Annotated in this window: 11 protein-coding genes; 4 read left to right on the top strand and 7 right to left on the bottom strand. The window is 39.5% G+C overall.

Features of this window, described 5'->3' with window-relative positions; genetic code table 11:
- Positions 1 to 45: 45 nt before the first annotated feature.
- Entirely contained in the window at positions 46 to 255 is a 210-nt protein-coding gene (locus ODZ84_RS13605) for a hypothetical protein (RefSeq protein ID WP_266172905.1), read from the bottom strand.
- 375 nt (positions 256 to 630) lie between these two features.
- Between ODZ84_RS13605 and ODZ84_RS13600 the strand changes: the two genes are divergently transcribed.
- Positions 631 to 1,464: a hypothetical protein gene (locus tag ODZ84_RS13600; RefSeq protein WP_266172903.1), complete on the top strand. Its 834-nt coding sequence runs from the start codon at positions 631 to 633 to the stop codon at positions 1,462 to 1,464.
- Between the two features lie 74 nt (positions 1,465 to 1,538).
- On the top strand, positions 1,539 to 3,329 hold the full coding sequence (locus ODZ84_RS13595) for a metallophosphoesterase family protein (RefSeq protein WP_266172902.1): 1,791 nt from the start codon (positions 1,539 to 1,541) through the stop codon (positions 3,327 to 3,329).
- 155 nt (positions 3,330 to 3,484) lie between these two features.
- Here ODZ84_RS13595 and ODZ84_RS13590 read toward each other — a convergent pair whose 3' ends face one another.
- Entirely contained in the window at positions 3,485 to 4,552 is a 1,068-nt protein-coding gene (locus ODZ84_RS13590) for a phosphatidylinositol-specific phospholipase C1-like protein (protein ID WP_266172901.1), read from the bottom strand.
- A 327-nt stretch (positions 4,553 to 4,879) separates the two neighbouring features.
- Between ODZ84_RS13590 and ODZ84_RS13585 the strand changes: the two genes are divergently transcribed.
- Together ODZ84_RS13585 and ODZ84_RS13580 are read left to right on the top strand one after the other, a co-directional pair.
- On the top strand, positions 4,880 to 7,921 hold the full coding sequence (locus ODZ84_RS13585) for a SusC/RagA family TonB-linked outer membrane protein (RefSeq protein WP_266172900.1): 3,042 nt from the start codon (positions 4,880 to 4,882) through the stop codon (positions 7,919 to 7,921).
- A gap of 17 nt (positions 7,922 to 7,938) precedes the next feature.
- On the top strand, positions 7,939 to 9,705 hold the full coding sequence (locus ODZ84_RS13580) for a RagB/SusD family nutrient uptake outer membrane protein (RefSeq protein WP_266172899.1): 1,767 nt from the start codon (positions 7,939 to 7,941) through the stop codon (positions 9,703 to 9,705).
- A gap of 120 nt (positions 9,706 to 9,825) precedes the next feature.
- Here the strand turns inward: ODZ84_RS13580 and msrA are convergent, their stop codons facing one another.
- The 5 genes from msrA to ODZ84_RS13555 all read right to left on the bottom strand — a co-directional run bounded on the left by msrA (position 9,826) and on the right by ODZ84_RS13555 (position 16,823).
- Positions 9,826 to 10,380, bottom strand: coding sequence for a peptide-methionine (S)-S-oxide reductase MsrA (gene msrA, locus ODZ84_RS13575; RefSeq protein ID WP_266172898.1), 555 nt, complete (start codon positions 10,378 to 10,380; stop codon positions 9,826 to 9,828).
- Positions 10,381 to 10,972: 592 nt separating this feature from the next.
- Positions 10,973 to 11,941: an ROK family protein gene (locus ODZ84_RS13570; protein WP_266172897.1), complete on the bottom strand. Its 969-nt coding sequence runs from the start codon at positions 11,939 to 11,941 to the stop codon at positions 10,973 to 10,975.
- A gap of 95 nt (positions 11,942 to 12,036) precedes the next feature.
- Positions 12,037 to 13,236, bottom strand: a complete 1,200-nt coding sequence (locus ODZ84_RS13565; RefSeq protein WP_266172896.1) for a PepSY-associated TM helix domain-containing protein — start codon at positions 13,234 to 13,236, stop codon at positions 12,037 to 12,039.
- A 273-nt stretch (positions 13,237 to 13,509) separates the two neighbouring features.
- On the bottom strand, positions 13,510 to 15,627 hold the full coding sequence (locus ODZ84_RS13560) for a TonB-dependent receptor (protein WP_266172895.1): 2,118 nt from the start codon (positions 15,625 to 15,627) through the stop codon (positions 13,510 to 13,512).
- Positions 15,624 to 16,823: a PepSY-associated TM helix domain-containing protein gene (locus tag ODZ84_RS13555; RefSeq protein ID WP_266172894.1), complete on the bottom strand. Its 1,200-nt coding sequence runs from the start codon at positions 16,821 to 16,823 to the stop codon at positions 15,624 to 15,626. The genes ODZ84_RS13560 and ODZ84_RS13555 overlap by 4 nt, the downstream gene beginning before the upstream one ends.
- Positions 16,824 to 16,833 lie beyond the last annotated feature (10 nt).

Here is a 16,833-nt window from a genome sequence, read left to right as displayed (position 1 = left end):
AGTAAGAAAAAGGACAGATTTATGCAATCTGTCCTACATTAATTATTATGGATGTGGTGTATATGGTGGAGGTAATTGTCCTGAATTTCCACCTACGGGTCCTCCGTCTTCACTGCCACCGGTTCCTGTATCTCCTCCCGGATCACTTGGGCCGCTTTGAACGGTTACCGGATTCTGGTTGTTATGACATGCTGCTGTATTTGCGTTATTATGTGAGAATGCTAAGCCAAATAGCATTAAAATAAACTGGATCATTTTCAAAAAATTTAATGTTAAAGCATTCGTGTTCTTCCCTGCGAAACAGATCACAGATAGTATTCACGATTAAAAAATTTCGAAGCGCTTCTTAAATTTTTTGGGAAGTAGAACCTTCAAAAACGGAAGAGAAACATCTGCTTCCCAACCCGGAGTTTTCTTCCGTTTTATCTGGTAGTTTGAAATCAGGATTTGATTTGTTTTTATTTTTTGTCCCTGATTTCTTTTACAAATATCGCATAGATGTAATGGAATCTACGGACATGGGACGGACAGGTAGATCGAGCGTAAATATTTGATTTTTACGGTAAACCGCAAATTAGTTGTCCGATTTTTGTCTAATTTGGACAGCAAATAATTAATACCTGAAAATTTATGTATGAGAAGAAAAGATTTTTAGTGAAAACTGTGTTTGAAAAAGCAAAAAATGAGATTTCTCGAGGAAATAAAAGTTCTATTGCTTCATATCTAAGTTCCCTTTTTGAGGAACGATATGGTTTTGAAAGAGAAGAGAGAGCATATGTAAGATATTATAAAAGCTTAGTCCAAGAGAATACAGACTATAATATTGATGATCTGGCTTTGGATTATTTGAGTAAATATATTAGATATGATAACTTTGAAGATTTTTGCAATAAAATAAACATAGAAAATGACGATCTAAAGACTTTTACATTAAGCTTTAATGATATATCGGAAAAGCTTCAGCAAATAATTATTACAGTAACACCAACAGTTCTATTGCCCGATTTCATTAAGAAAAATGGTTTAGGTATTTTAGAAATGACTTTTGTTTTATTGCTTGTTACTGGAGGAGTTATGTTTTCAAATGGAAAAAAAGGAGATGGTCAAGTTCCAATTGGCCTAGGTTTTTTATCAACGGGAAAATCTGGTTTAAAAAAAGATTATATGTATTGGGATGGAGACAGATTTATTGCAACAGATAGCAGTGATCTCGGACCTCAAAAAGAAGTTATTCCAATGAAAGAATATGATTTTAAATATCTTCAACGTATTACTAGACCAGATACATTGACGGTTGATAATGCATCGGGAAAAGTTTGGTATGACAAAAGTAACGGAGATGTTGATTTTTTCACAAGTTTTGGAATCAATCCAGAAACTGGAAAGACTCTTAAAGAAGCAACTGATTATATGCTTGCTCAACATGGAGGAGAAAATGCACAACCATTATTCGTTGAAGAATAATATTCCTTCACAATTATTTAAAATTCACGTAAAACAATTCCCGCGATATTCCTTTACTTTCGTCTTATTTTAGGATGAATAAAGGAATATTCTTATTTTTAATCAGCAGTCTCGTGTTGTTTCCGGCACAGCAGAAGCCGGTGCAGATCGCTTTTCTTTCAGATGTTCATTTTCAGGATCTGTACGGACATTTTTCGGATCATGACTTTAAAGGGATTATCAATCCCCAAACCGGAAAACCGACTATTCTGAGGACAATGGATGCTCAGCTGCATTCGACCAGGATTTTTAATGAAAACTATTTTGCTTTTCTGAAAGCACTGGATGATATTGCAGCCAAAGGAATTACCATTGTTGCCATGCCCGGTGATTTTTCAGATGACGGACAGGCATACAACCTGCGGGGGCTCCACAGGATTTTAGATCAGTATCATAAAAAATATGGAATCAATTTTTACATCACCACAGGCAATCATGATCCGGTAGGTCCGTTCCGGCAGGATGCAGGAAAAGATGATTTTTTAGGAGAAGATGGAAACCCGGTAGGAATTTACAGCCGGGAGAAGCTTAGCAAAATAAAACCTGAAATCATTACCAAAGATATTGCCGAATCAGGCTATCTGGAAATCCTGGAAGAATTGAAAAATTTTGGGTTCTATCCCAAAAAAGGGGATATCTATTGGAGTACTCCTTTTGATTCAATCCTATATAAATACTATTCTTTCGCAAGAGCAGTTCAAAATGCTGATTATTCCAAAAGGATGTACGAAGTTTCAGAAGGATTCTCTGTTCCTGATCTGAGTTATGTGGTTGAGCCTGTGAAAGGCGTGTGGCTGATGGCGATTGATGGCAATACCTACATTCCTAAAAACTTTAAAGAACATTCCGGTGATCCGACAAATTATCAGGGGGCAGGTATAGGCTATAATCATGTTTTGACCCATAAAAAATACCTGATCGATTGGGGGAAAAAAATAACCCGGGAAGCCAAAATTAACGGAAAAACAGTTATTGCATTTACCCACTATCCCATGATTGATTTTAATGATGGTGCTACAGGAGAGATCAAAAAGCTGTTGGGCGAAAAAAAATGGCAGCTGGAAAGAGTTCCTGATGAAGAGGTAGCTAAAGCATTTGCGGAAGCGGGTTTACAAATTCATTTTGCCGGACATATGCATATTAATGACACCGGAATTCGCGTATTTGGAGATCATACGCTGGTGAATGTTCAGGTTCCCTCTTTGGCAGCTTATGTTCCGGCCTATAAAATTCTGACGATTCATTCGCCTCAAAAAATGGAAGTGCAGACGGAAGTTTTAAATACGGTTCCCCGCTTTGATGAATTGTTTCCTTTGTATGAAAAAGAATATGAGACCTTACAGAAAGATAAAACCAAAATCATCTGGGATAAAGATATTCTGCAGTCGAAATCATACCGTGATTTTATGCTTTTTCATTTAAAAGAGCTCGTTCGTTTGAGAATGATTCCTAACGATTGGCCGAAGGATTTTATTGAAAAAGCTGAAAAACTGAATGGAGAGGAGCTGTTATTATTAATTCAGAATAGGAGTCAGTTAAAAGAAAGAGGAATAAACTCAAAAGCTTTCAGCAAATGGAATTTTAATGATGTATTACTGGATCTCTATAAATTTCAGTCTGCAGATGAATTGGCGAAAACGGATATTCCAAAAGAAAGATTACGGCAATATCAAGCCTTGGAAAAGCTATTTGAGGAAAATCAATCGCAGGATTTTTTTATAATACAACTGAAATCAGTCTTTAAAATTCTTTCGTTACTGTCCAACGGTGATCCGGCGGATCATTTTGAAATAGATTTAGAAAGTCAGGAAATCAGAAGATTATGATTTTTCGCACAGATCACACATTAAGCAGAACGCAAACATCTGCGTAATCTGTGGGATTGGAGGGAGATTACAAGCTTCAGGCCTCTGTAGAAAAAAAGAAAAGACTGCCAATACTCTGACAGCCTTTTCATATCAATCTAATGGTAAAAAATGTTCTATTTTGCATTAACCGGATTCCTCCTTTCGTAAGTTTTACTGTCAAAACTAACTTTATAGCTGGATTTAAAAAGTTTGCTGGGCTGATAATAATCTGTTGTGATAATCTGGGCACCGCTTTCTTTTGCCCGTTCAAATCGGGAATAATCTTCTTTTCTTGCCTCCATCGTATCTGCATCAGCTCTTGTCCGGATCAGATAGCCCTGCTTTACAAGTCCGGAGATCTCCGGACCCGGATCGTTCATAAACAGAACGGCAGCTTCCGCTGTTCCCGGAGCAGAATTGGTAAAAACCATTCTCCCTTGTAATGATGGATGTCCCTGTATATAAAGATCTCTGTTTTCGCTGTTATTATCAAGGACAAAAAGAAACTTTCCTTTGGCATCTTTTATTTTTGGCCAGTTCTGATGTAGAACAGCTTCATTTAAACTTGTATAACGGCCGCGAATATCATCAGGAGTAATTATTTTATTCTTTCCCAGATACTTTCTAAGTTCGTTATCCAATTCATCAAAAAGCGCAGAAGTATAATGTTCAGGTTCGGTTCCGAATTGGTTGGTGTTCCCGTCTTTAGGCTCAAGGGTAATAAAAACCGGGTCATGATCGGGATGTGCATCAGACCATTTTTTCAGATCTTTCAGACAGTCTTCCAGGGTATAATACCAGGTCTGATAGTCAATATCGGTGATATGAATCATTTTATAGCCCGGCTTTTTCATTTTTCCTTCTGGATCAAAAGGGATTGTTGTGTTTACCAGATCCAGAATTTTAGGATGGGCATATTTTCCGCCTTTGCTGTCTGCATACACGTCAATTTCCAGATTTCTTAATCCCATATCCAGTTGTTCAGGAATAGGAATGTGTTCATATTGAATTCTTGGCAGAAGATTCATCGAATCTTTTTTAGACAGATAGCGGTACACCTCCGGAAGAATTGCTTTTTTATAAGAATTATGTGAGCCGATGACCTGAATCTGATTAATTTTCAGATCATCAAGCTGCTGGGCCTGTAGCAGGCTGACAGAAAGTAAAGATAAATAGAAGCCTGTATAAACTGCCTTTTTCATTGTATCCGATTTTGTATCTGCGAAGGTAGTGCACGCAGACTGCTTGCAGATGATCTATTATGTTAAGTGTTTTTTAAGCTTTTGTAACAGGATAAAAATATCAATTGGTAATGCATTGAGGGTTAGTTATATTCTGTAGGGTTGTTTTAAGGTATTTATATTTTGTTGATTTTAACATAATACTCTGTTAAAATGATTTCGATGTAAACGAATTTACTTTGTATGCCGAAAAACTAACAATGTGCTGAAATGAAAAACCACTGTTGCGGGAACAACAGCGGCTTTTATCAGGCAATGTAATGTCTTGCAATTACTTTACTTAATGATATGTACCACAAAATTAATTTTTTTAAGTTTAAAAAGCTAATTCCGATAGCATTAATCTTTCTCGTAGCGGGAAATGTTCATGCAGAAGGATTTACCAAAAATGACCCTGTGTTCTCACAGGCCAGCGAAAACATTACCGGAAAGATCCTGGATCAGGAAGGTAAACCTGTTGCTGGCGCGGTCATCACCGTTATAGAAAGCGGTGCAACGGCCACCACCGATGCTGAAGGAAATTTTTCAATCGCAGCATCGGTAGGACAAAACTTATCGGTTTCTTACGATGGGTTCGAGGATCAGAGAGTCCGGATTTCCGGCACCAGCATTTCCATTAATCTGCAGTCCAAAAAAGATACCTCTATTGCTGAGGTAACGCTGGTAGGGTATGGATCTCAGAAAAAATCGGATTTAACAGGAGCGGTAAGCCAGCTGAAGGCCGAGAATTTCAAAGATGGAATGAATATCTCCGTAGATAACCTGATGCAGGGAAAAATTGCCGGTGTGCGAATTGTTCAGTCGAGCGGTGAACCGGGAGCAGGAGTAAATGTTTCCATCAGAGGAATCGGATCGATCAGGAGCGGAAGTACCCCTTTATTCGTTGTAGACGGTGTTCCTTTGAGTAACGATGCGGTGAGTGCACAGAGTCCGAACGTCGGTTTAGGAAATACGCAGGCAAAAAACCCGTTAAACTTCTTAAATACCAGTGATATAGAATCCATCACTGTTTTAAAAGACGCTTCGGCAGCAGCTATTTATGGTGCCAGGGGATCCAACGGGGTTGTTTTGGTAACAACTAAAAGAGGAAAGAGAGGAGAGCCCATGTTTACCTATGATACGTATCTGGGTTTTTCTTCAGTAATTAAAAAACTGGACCTGATGACCGCTGATGAATACCGTGCTGCAGGCATTAATAAATTATATGATCACGGCGGAAACACTGACTGGCAGGACGAGCTTTACAGAAATGCAGTGTCCTCAAATCACTCCGTTTCATTTTCAAAAGCAACCGAAACCGGAAACTATTTTGCATCCCTTTCTCATATGGATCAGGATGGTATCGTGCTGAACAGCAGCTTCAAAAGAACAACAGCCCGTTTAAATGCAGAAGAGTCTTTTTTCGATAATAAAAGACTGAAAGTTAAGGTAAATCTTACCGCAAGTGATATCAAGGAAACAGGAATCCCAAATGGCGGGAATGCAGGGTCGGACGGTCAGGTCATCATTCATGCCCTGATGGCAAATCCCACCCGTTCTGTATACGATGAAACCGGAAAGTATACGAATTTCAACATGAATGCGCATTACAATCCTTTGTATCTCCTGAGTGTATATAATGACAAAACCAATACCTTTAGAGTATTGGGGAATACAGAAGCTACCCTGAGAATTGTACCGGGCTTGAATTATAAATTCAATTTAGGAATCGATAAGACGATGTCGGAAAGAAATACAACCATGTATCCGAACGTTACCGACAGAACCCCGAAGGGAATGTATGTTCAGGCAAATCTTGATTCTTATAATGTGCTTCTGGAACACTATTTAACCTATGACCTCAGCTTAAACAGACATAACTTCAGTCTTCTGGGAGGTTTTTCTTATCAGAAATTCAAATCGACAGGGACTTATTTCGGGGTAAAGGATATTGCAGCTCAGGGAGCAGGAGTTGCACCGGAAATAAATCCGGGATATTCGGGAACGGCATTTGTTCCGGGAGCCGGATATGCACAGGAAAATGAATTGCAGTCGTATTTCGGAAGAGTAAACTATAATTTTGACAAAAAATATCTGATAACGGCTTCATTACGGGCCGATGGTTCTACCCGTTTCGGATTAAACAACAAATACGGATATTTCCCTTCGGTAGCAGTGGGATGGACCATGTCTAATGAAAATTTCCTTAAAGATTCTCAAATGGTGAATGAGTTGAAACTGAGAGGAAGTTGGGGGCAGACCGGTAACCAGGAAGTGACCAATAAAATTACGCAGGCAAGTTATTCGTTGGCACAGTCTGCAGGTTATTATTTATATGACAACCTAAACCTGATCAATGGTGTGGTCATCATCAGAACTCCTAACCCGGATCTTAAGTGGGAGGTCGTGGAACAGACCAATATCGGGACAGATTTCAGCTTATGGAAAAATAAAGTATACGGATCATTGGAATATTACAACAAAACAACAAAAGATCCGATTCTATTCATCACGGCTCCTCCTTTAAGCCCAACCGCTAACTACTGGATCAATGCGGCAGGAGAGATCGTCAATAAAGGTTTTGAATTCACTTTAGGATCAGAAATTATTAAAAATGAAAATTTTACATGGAATTTTGATGTCAACGGAGCCACGGTAAATAACGTCGTTAAAAATCTTCCGGTTTCAGCGATTTATTCCGGTGAAGTTTCAGGTCCCGGGCTTTCAGGGGTCACGGCCAATATCTATAAAAACGGGTATGAAGCGGGGTCTTTCTATATGCTTAATTACCAGGGAGTCGATGCGAACGGTAAATACATCTATGAAGATGTCAACAGTGACGGAAGAATAGATCAGAATGACAGAAAAATATTTGAAGGAGCGATTCCTAACTTCACTTTCGGGATCAATTCCTATATGAAGTATAAAAAGTTTGATTTTTCATTCTCTTTCATAGGACAGACAGGCGGTTATCTGGTGAATAATACCGCTTTGAACTTAAATATCAACAATTTGGCTTCAGACAGAAACGTTCTGAAAAATTTCTACGATTCGGGAGCAAGCTTTACCAATCAGCCTCAGTTGTCTTCGCTGTATCTTGAGAAATCAGATTTTTTACGGCTTAACAATGTAAGATTAGGCTATACTTTTGATATCAGTCAGCTGAAATTTCTCAGAAGCATCAATCTGTATGTCAGTGCACAGAATTTATTTACCATTACGAATTATACAGGCTATGATCCGCTTGTGGACACCAACAAGCAGGTTGGCGGGAACCAGTCTCTGGGCATCGACTATACCACTTATCCCTCGGCGAAAACCTTTATTTTGGGAGCAACTGTCAAATTTTAATTTAAATGAAAGAAAGTATGAGATCTAAATTTTTAAATATAAACAGAATCTTTTTATCTGTGGCTACACTGGCTTTAGTAGGATGTACCAACCTGGATGAAAAAGTAATTGATGAGGTAATGGGATCCGAAAACATAGATCCCGAAGCTGCCCTTACTGCTGCTTACAGCCAGCTCGGGGAAGGAACCTTTGTAGACCACGGAAATGTATTTGCCTTACAGGAGTACTCTACTGATGAGGCGATGTTACCCACAAGAGGAAGCGACTGGGGCGACGGCGGAAAATGGAGAGCCATGCACGAATTTACCTGGGATGCCGGTAATGACGTAGTAAAAACGACCTGGAACAATCTTAATTTCGGGATTACAAAGTCCTTAACAGCAATTTCAAGCATCGAAAAGAGCAGTATTGCCAATAAAGCATTGTTTCTGGCGGAAGCAAAAGGATTGCTGGTATTTTATACGTATACCACACTCGATCTTTACGGACAGGCTCCTTACAGAGATCCGGGAAATCTGAGTGCCCCGATTGAAATCAGAAAAGCAGAAACAGCGATTGATGCTTTAATTACTGAAGTGGAAGGGCTGATTCCCAATCTGGCAGATATTAAAACCCAGAATACCCATGCCGGAAGATTTACAAAGCAGGCAGCCTATGCGCTTCTGGCGGATATGTATCTGAACAGGGCCGTTCTGAAAAATAAAACAGCAAGTAATTTCAACTTCTTGGAACCCGCCGTAAATGGAGGAGGAACGGATATGGATAAGGTGATAGAATATAGTAATCTGCTGATCAACAACCCGAATTTCAGCCTGGAGTCCAATTATTTCCACAATTTTGATATTAATAATGATACCAGTAAAGAGATGATTTTTACCGTGGTTCAGAAGAAAATTTCAAATTCGGATAAAGGTTCGGATAATGACCTGGCTTATATGTCTATGGAAAGAATTCAGAAGCCGTCACCGGATAACAGGGGAACCAATGCCAATTGTGTGACTCCGGAATTCTATTATTCCTGGACCGGAAATTTTAATGATCCCCGTTTCCAGAGAACCTATCAGTATGCTGACGGGACATGGTTCCGGAATGACGGTACAGATATAAGTGTGCCGGCCACAAGCAAAGTGGAAGGAACCGGAAAGGCTTGGTTTCATTTCAACAGAGGGCTGCAGGTGGGCCAGCAGTACGGCCCTAAAATTCTGGCCAGCGGAGATTTTGACATGACGGCTGACGGCAGAATTAAAGTCTATAAACTGTTTACAGAAAAAAATACGACTCTTACCGCTGACTTTACTCCTGAACTTAACTTTGATAATCCTGCAGAAGCCGTATTAACTCAAGCCCAGATCAATAGGGGAGTAAGGAATTTCAAATTTGAATTTGATCCCGGATACGGAAATAACGGAACAAGCGGTATGGATGTGCCATTGTACCGACTGGGAACAATTTATATGATGAGAGCAGAGGCCTATTTCAGAAAAGGGAATACAGGAGCGGCCCTGGCTGACGTGAATAAGCTGCGTACCAGCAGAACCAATGATGCTTTAAAGGGCAGTACTGCAGGCGTTGCGATCGGTTCACTCGATGCCAATACCTTGTTTAAAGAAAGTGGCTTCGAATTGTATTGGGAATTGTACAGAAGAAAAGCAATGATCCGGTTCGGAAAGTTTGACCTTCCGGGAACCGCAAAACCTGCTTCCCAACCATACAGAAGAATTTTCCCGATTCCGCAGGCCACTATTGATGCCTCAAAAGATTTTACACAAAACCCTGGATATTAAGTTACTTTATATCAAATTAATTTTTGTACACAGAAGCGAAGAGAAATATCTCTTCGCTTCGTTTATTGTCTTAAAATTATAAAGTCCGATCTGATGGGTATTAATAAATGCAGACTCCGTTTATTCTTCATTCAGCATTCCCAGTTCTCCGAAATGCTTTTTAAACTTCTGGATTTTCGGGCCCACGACGGCGCTGCAATAAGGCTGCGTAGGATTTTCATGATAATATCCCTGGTGGTACTGTTCAGCAGCCCAGAATTTCTCGAATTTCGTTACTTCAGTTACGTATGTGCCGGTCCATTTTCCTGATTCCTGTGATGTTTTGATGGCTTCTTCAGCTTTTGACTTTTCTGCATCATCTGTATAGTAAATTACGGAACGGTACTGAGTTCCGATATCATTCCCCTGTCTGTTCAGTTGGGTAGGATCATGGAGAAAGAAAAATACATCCATTAATTGTTCATAAGAGATTACAGCCGGATCGTAAGTGATCTGTACTACTTCCGCATGGCCCGTTTCTCCTGTGCAGACCTCTTCATAAGTAGGGTGGTCTTTGTGACCTCCCGAATATCCGGAAACAGCAGACTGTACTCCTTTAAGCATATTGAAACAGCTTTCCACACACCAGAAACATCCGCCTCCGAAAGTAATCTGTTCTAATTTATTGTTATCCATTTAGGTTGATTATTGTATTAAAAAACTAATCAAAAATAAGAAAAAGTTTTTCAAGTAGGGTCTTCAAACCCGTCTAAAGACAAATGATGATGATAGATGAGACAAATTAATTCATGTATAATTCTGCATGATGAGGAGTCCTGAGCGGGCAATAGTCGAAGGATTCTTACAAAATTGTGCCTCATAAGGAGGATTCAAATATAATAAGATCCTTCAGGGTGCCAACGTTACTAATTTTCGAATGAAATTGGACAGATCTATCAAGAGTATCATTCTTAGCGTGCAGCAGCCGAAGTATTTCAACGAAGCAGAATCTCAAACAGAAAAGAATTGAAATATTATAAAAGATCCTTCGACAGGCTCAGGATGACAGCGTTACAGATTTTCGAATGAAATTGGACAGATCATATTAAGAGTATCATCCTTAGCGCGAAGCAGCCGAAGATTCTAACAAAGCTGTATCTATACAGTTTTGATAGTAAAACAATAATTAAACCTAAACATCTGCGGGAATCCGTGAGATCCGTGGGAAACTCAAAAACAAAAAGCACCCTTAAAAGGATGCTCCATATATTTAAATAGCATTCAGGTGTTATTTTTCCCAAACCAGGGCGCTTGCTCCCAAAATAGCAGCGTCGGCTTCGTCCAGTTCACTGAACACCAATTTTACTTTATTTCTGAAAATAGGAAGAAGATTCCTTTCCATATGAAGTTTTGTAGGCTTTAAGATAAAATCGCCGGCTTTGATCACTCCTCCAAATAAAAGTATGGCTTCGGGTGATGAGAACATCACGAAATTAGCTAAAGCTTCTCCTAATTTCTGACCGGTATACCTGAAAACCTCAATCGAAATCGGATCTCCTTTTAAAGCACATTCGTGTACTGTTTTAGAATTAATGGCCTCTTCAGGGAACTGGCTCAGCATAGATTCCGGAAACTCAGCTCTCATTTTCTTGGCCGTGATCGCGATTCCCGTCGCCGATGCATAGGCTTCAAGGCTTCCTTCAGAACCGGTGCTCCAGTGTTTTCTTCCACCTGGCTTTACGATGGTATGCCCCAGCTCTCCGGCAAATCCGTCATGGCCGTACACCAGCCTTCCGCTCGCTACGATTCCGCTTCCTACTCCGGTCCCCAGTGTGATCATGATAAAATCTTTCATTCCGCGGGCCGCTCCGAAAAGCATTTCCCCAAATGCTGCTGCATTGGCATCATTGGTGATGGTACACGGCATCCCGAATTTACTGGTCATCATTTCCGCAAAAGGAACAACTCCTTTCCATGGTAAATTGGGCGCCTGCTCGATGGTTCCTTTATAATAATTGCCGTTGGGTGCACCCACTCCGATTCCGTCAAAGTTTTTTTCGGTTCCGTGGCTTTCAATGAGAGGATTTACCTGTTCATATAAAGCATCGATAAAATCCTCAACCTTTTCATAGGCATCCGTTCTCAAATTTCCTTTTTCAAGAACTTCACCGCGGTGGTTTACAACTCCAAATTTGGTATTTGTACCACCAATATCAATTCCAAGGGCTACGTGTTTCGATAAATCTATTAATGACATTTCTATTCTTAAATTCTAAAAGGTTAAAATTATAAAAAAGATTGGATTAATGGATTATTAACAAAACATTTATTTTAAAAAAAATTAAGCGGTCTTTACGGTTTTCTTTTTCTCCTTCCCCACCAGATGAGGAATCCGGTGACTGGTAATGAGGCACATATAATGCTGACAACAAAAGCAATAATCTTGGTAGGCAGTCCTAAAATGGATCCTACGTGAATATCATAATTGGCTCCCACTGCTTTTTCACCGAAATTTTTATCTTTCATATCATGAGTGTGAAGCAGTTCTCCGGAATTTTCATCGAAAATCAGACTGCTGCTTTTATGATAAGAATAGGATAAGTGTTTTACATATACCTCGAAATTGGGGTGCTCATGATCATCCATATGTTCGTGTCCCAAATCGATGGAGAAACCATAGGAATCAGGATATTTTGCCTTTACGGTATTGCTTATTTTGTCTAAGGTGCCTTCCGTTCTCATCTCAATAGGCGCTTTTGTCTTAATCGAGGAGAAGTCCGGATATTGCGTGCTGCCGCCGGAGAAAATAAAATAAAATGCTGCCTGAACGGCAAAAAATGCATAAAATAGTCCTGTTAATGAAAAGATCAGCGCAAAAATGGAGGCATAAAATCCAAGGACATTATGAAGATCATAGTTTTTTCGTTTCCAGTTTTTAACATTTTGCCATTTAAAAGAGAAGCGTTGCTTTCTCGCTGCCTTGTTCTTCGGCCACCAGAGAATAATTCCCGAGATCAGCATAATAACAAAGATGATAACCGGAATCCCCACCAGATAAGTTCCCCAATCCTGCTTCAGAAGATAGCTCCAGTGAATCATCTTTACAATCTGGAAGAAACCGTTTTTCTCGTCATACGTTCGGAGAACCTTTCCGCTGTAAGGATTAACATAGGCTACCTTATAGATCGGAAATTCCTCAAAATAATTCCAGCCTTTCGGATCATGCTCATACCAGTAAAAAAGATACGACATTTTTTTATCGATCGGGATATTAACCCAGTGGATAGGATATTTTTCTTTGACCTGCTCAGCAACTGCTTTTTCTAAAGTACGGATCGGAAGAATCTGCTTTTGATCAATATTTTGCTCGTTGTGGTAAATAACCTCCTTCCTCGTGAAATTTTCAACTTCATCTTTAAAAACATACAATGCTCCCGTAATGGAAATAATAAAAATCAAAAAACCAATTCCAAGACCCAACCATAAATGCAGTTTTCCGGTCCATTTTTTCAGCGCGCTGGGTTTTTTCCTGTGGTGATGCTTTTTCTTCATGTTATCCTTAAGTTCGGCAAAGATAAGATTTAATTTTTATTTAGAATGTTTATAAATTGCTATGCTAAGAATTGGGGCTTATTTTTTTCACACATTATACAAAGTTCTTCTTCTAATTTTTGTTATACATTAAGAAGTTAAGACATTTAATAGCCAAAAAGATAGATTTAGAAATTTGACTTTTTTAATTATCTAAGCGTTGTATTCCATAAACATCCAAGATGGTTCTTAGCTATCCTAAACGACTTAAATTTTCTTAATGTTTAAATCCAACTAAAATTTATATTCAACCATAAAAGTTCCCCTCATTCCCAAAGCGTTGTTAAAATCGCTGTCTCTCGCGGTCCACCATGCGATGGCAGGCTGATACAGCTTATTGAAAACATTTTCAATGCCCAAAGAAAGTTTCCAGTTGCTGTTAACCTCATAGCTTGATTTAAAATTAAAAACGGTGTATTCCGGAACTTTACCTTCGCCATAGGCATAGAGTCCCGTTTTCACGTTCGGAACAAAACGGTCCTGTTTAAAAGCGTGAAGCATGTCTAATCCTACAGACAGACTCTTTAAAGGTCTCACCTGAAGATAAGTCAGTACCTTCGGAGCTGAAATTCTGCTGTTGTTGATCCTGTTCGAATAATCTCCGTCATCTTTCAATGAAGTGATTCCCTCCATCCAGCTGTAGCTTCCTCCAAAACTGATCCATCTGGCAGGAGTAAAATGTAAAAACCCTTCAACACCATAAATCACTTCCGGAGCTCTCTGAATCGTTAACGCTCTGTCCGGGCTCTGGATAAATGTGGCTCCCAGTTTGGACGTACTTACATAAGAAGTCACTTCATAATTGATCCATTTGGTAATCTGTCCTGTAGCGCCCAGTTCGTAATTGTTGACAATAATGGGCTTGGTTTCAAGATTACTGATCGTATCGGAGGTAGATGTTCTTAAAATTCTTCCCAGCTCATTAATAGAGTAGGCCTGAGAAAAACTCCCGAACAGATTGATCATCGGATTAATGTTATACCGGAGACCAAAATTGGCTACCAAAGCATTATATTCCAGATCTCCGCCTGTTACAAAAATGCTTTTGGTGAAGGTTCCGTCAGATTTGATTGTTGAAAGGGTATTGAAATCACCGACTTTCACTTTCATATTTTCATAACGGAGTCCACCTTTGATCGTTAATTTTTTTAATAAATCAATTTTAACCAATAGGAAAGGGGCAATATTGGTCATATCCATATCCGGCGTCCAGTACCGGCCGTCTTCCAGTTTCTGAACCGTCTGATCATTCAGAATATCCACGCCGTAGATGACTTCTCCCTGGGAGTTTGTAGCGTTCCATAATTGGGTATCCAGGTTGATTCGTGCTCCTTTTTTATTCGAGATCACATTAGACTGTCCTCCGTTCAGGAAAGTATCGCTGTATCCATAAACGGTTCTGAAATCCTGCAAATAAAGATTTACATTCAATGCAGTTCCCTTCCAGAGATTTTTATTGTCGTAGCTGATCTTGAAATTATGATTTCTCGGGGTTCCCTGTGGAGTCGTTTCTAGGCTCTTTCCTTCTCCTTCTCCAATCGTTGGAATCAAACCGTATTTTCCGGTCTTTAATCCTAAGTTCAGATCCGATTTTGAAGCATAGCCAATATAGGAAGCCTCAATTCTCTGGTCAGCATTGATATTATAACCCAGCTTGATCATACCGTTATAATTATCCATCTTTGCGGTGCTGTACGTAGGACTGAGATTGACACCGTCCGCATCTTTCATATAGCCTGTCTTTTCATACGCTAATGAAACCACGTAGTCAAACTTATTGGTTATTTTTCCTGAAAGCAGTTGACTGGCCCTGAATCCCAAGGTTCCGCCATACGGCTGTCCTGTGATGCCCAACTGGGAAATTCCTGAAATCTTTTGCGCAGAATTGCTTTTCCGGGTGATATAATTGATAATTCCTCCGTCAGCACCATTGCCATAGATAGAAGATGCTCCTTTAATCACTTCAATTCTTTCGATAACGGATGGATCAATGGAACGTAGATCTCTGGCTCCGTTTCTGAGAGGAGTAGATTGGGGGATCCCGTCAATCAAAACCAGAACCTGTCGACCCCGCAAAGTCTGTCCGGTGTTGGAGGTTTGTCCTGAACTCGTTGCCAGACTCGGGACCGTATATTGTAATATACTGGTGATATCCGAATTAACGGTTAATTGGGACTGAACCTGCTTCAATCCGACAATGGTCACGGAACCCGGTATTTCTTTGATGCTTTCTTTTTTTCTGGATGCAGTCATTACCACTTCGTCCACATCTTTCACCTGTAAAGAATCCTGTTGTTGGGCAAACGTGGTGATCGCAGCTAAAACCGCTGCCGATAGTATTATTTTCTTCATTTTTTAATTCCTTTTTTCTTCCTGCCCATCCAGATCAGAAATCCTGTTACAGGCAGTGAAGTGCAGATTAATCCTGCTATAAACCAGATGATTTTTCCTGCCATTCCAAAGTACGAACCGGTATGGATATCATAATTGGCGTTAGCATATTTTTCGGCATTGTTCAGTTGCTGATGGGGTTTATTAGACAGAAGCTTCCCTGAATATCTGTCAAAAGCCAGTTGATGTCTGACTGCAAATTTTCCATCCTCACCATAAACGGTAACAGGGAGGTTCTTTAGCTCTTTTCCTTTCTTATTTTTTCCGTTCAGCGGGATTCTGAAACTAGATGAGGCGGAATACATCTTCCGGGTTTCCTGTGCAGTGAGGTCAAAAACCGAATTGTTTTTAGCGGAAAGAGAATCAGGAGATTTGATTTCTTTTTCTTTAGGAAGCTCTGCGGATCCTGTTAATGTAAAGTTAAAAGCATTCTTCACCCATGGATATGAAAAGTAAATCCCTGAAATACTCATCAGAAGAGCAATAAATGAAGCATAAAAGCCCAAAACATTATGAAGATCATAGTTTTTGCGTTTCCAGGTTTTCACGTTTTTCCAGTCGAAGGAGAAACGTCCTTTTCTCATCTTTTTGTTCTTCGGCCACCAAAGGACAATCCCCGTAACCAGCATGATCATAAATAATACGACAGGAATGCCCACTACATACTTTCCCCAGTCGGCTTTTAATAAAAGGCTCCAGTGAATGGATTTTAGAATAGGAAACAGGTCATATTTTTCATTATAAATCCCTAAAATCTCACCGGTATACGGATTGACATACACCAGTTTATTGATTTTAACCTCATCAAAATAATTCCACGCTTCTTTATCCTTTTCGTAATAAAGAAATTTATATGACTTATTCTTATTTAAAGGAATTTCTACTGAACTGACCGGGAATTTTTCATTGACTTCCAGATCGACTTTTTCCCGAAGGATTTCGATTGAAAGTGGTGTCTGGGTGATCGTTTCCTTTTTTACAAAGATTGCTTCTTTACGAAGCCGATTTTGAATCTCATCCTTAAAAACATACATCGTCCCGGTTAAAGAAACAATGAATACAACCAGCCCAACGGACAAGCCAAACCACAAATGCAGTTTGGCAGACCATTTTTTTATAAAAGAAGGTTTCTTTTTATGATGATGTTTCTTCTTCATAGTAAAAAGT

The organism is Chryseobacterium fluminis (assembly GCF_026314945.1).
Classification (GTDB): Bacteria; Bacteroidota; Bacteroidia; order Flavobacteriales; family Weeksellaceae; genus Chryseobacterium; species Chryseobacterium fluminis.
Note: the sequence above shows the minus strand (reverse complement) of the source record. Positions and strands in the feature narration are given on the sequence as shown.

What these genes read in the sequence shown, in the direction of transcription:
- ODZ84_RS13595 (WP_266172902.1), top strand. Translation starts at nt 1,539, where the DNA reads ATGAATAAAGGAATATTCTTATTTTTAATCAGCAGTCTCGTGTTGTTT.
- ODZ84_RS13585 (WP_266172900.1), top strand. Translation starts at nt 4,880, where the DNA reads ATGTACCACAAAATTAATTTTTTTAAGTTTAAAAAGCTAATTCCGATA.
- ODZ84_RS13570 (WP_266172897.1), bottom strand. Translation starts at nt 11,941, where the DNA reads ATGTCATTAATAGATTTATCGAAACACGTAGCCCTTGGAATTGATATT.
- ODZ84_RS13555 (WP_266172894.1), bottom strand. Translation starts at nt 16,823, where the DNA reads ATGAAGAAGAAACATCATCATAAAAAGAAACCTTCTTTTATAAAAAAA.
- msrA (WP_266172898.1), bottom strand. Translation starts at nt 10,380, where the DNA reads ATGGATAACAATAAATTAGAACAGATTACTTTCGGAGGCGGATGTTTC.
- ODZ84_RS13600 (WP_266172903.1), top strand. Translation starts at nt 631, where the DNA reads ATGTATGAGAAGAAAAGATTTTTAGTGAAAACTGTGTTTGAAAAAGCA.
- ODZ84_RS13605 (WP_266172905.1), bottom strand. Translation starts at nt 255, where the DNA reads ATGATCCAGTTTATTTTAATGCTATTTGGCTTAGCATTCTCACATAAT.
- ODZ84_RS13565 (WP_266172896.1), bottom strand. Translation starts at nt 13,236, where the DNA reads ATGAAGAAAAAGCATCACCACAGGAAAAAACCCAGCGCGCTGAAAAAA.
- ODZ84_RS13560 (WP_266172895.1), bottom strand. Translation starts at nt 15,627, where the DNA reads ATGAAGAAAATAATACTATCGGCAGCGGTTTTAGCTGCGATCACCACG.
- ODZ84_RS13580 (WP_266172899.1), top strand. Translation starts at nt 7,939, where the DNA reads ATGAGATCTAAATTTTTAAATATAAACAGAATCTTTTTATCTGTGGCT.
- ODZ84_RS13590 (WP_266172901.1), bottom strand. Translation starts at nt 4,552, where the DNA reads ATGAAAAAGGCAGTTTATACAGGCTTCTATTTATCTTTACTTTCTGTC.